The sequence below is a fragment of the Faecalibacterium sp. DFI.5.82 genome, from assembly GCF_029076575.1.
GTDB lineage: Bacteria > Bacillota > Clostridia > Oscillospirales > Ruminococcaceae > Faecalibacterium > Faecalibacterium duncaniae.
This window is the reverse complement of sequence record NZ_JARFIS010000095.1, coordinates 1-428: the sequence shown is the minus strand read 5'-3', so window position 1 is coordinate 428 and position 428 is coordinate 1. Positions and strand designations below refer to the sequence as shown.

The 428-nt window shown below is 43.0% G+C and carries 1 pseudogene; it reads left to right on the top strand.

Annotated features, from left to right (window positions below):
* A pseudogene (locus P0G09_RS15730) lies at positions 1-428 on the top strand (carbohydrate kinase); the annotation flags it as partial.

Here is a 428-nt window from a genome sequence, read left to right as displayed (position 1 = left end):
GAAATGTTTGATAAAATGCCGGAATTGATTAAAGCAACTGATCTAAGAGGAACGATCACGCAAGCAGCGGCTGCTCAAACGAACCTTCAAGAAGGAACGCCGGTGTTTGGCGGGATGTTTGATATTGATGCCTGTTCAATTGCAACTGGAGTGTTGGATGATTCTAAATTCAGTGTAATTGCTGGTACTTGGAATATGAATATTTTTCCTAGTGATAAAACGGCACCCCAAGAAAGCGGCTTAATGAATTCGATTTTTCCAACTGGGAAGAATCTGATTGAGGCTTCCAGTCCGACTTCGGCCGGGAACCTGGCGATCATATTGAAAATGCTGATGACGGCTGAGATGCGAGACGCAAAGGATGCGGGTCATTCGATTTATGATGACCTTGAAGCATTTTTGGAAAATACGGATGCTACTTTTAGTAA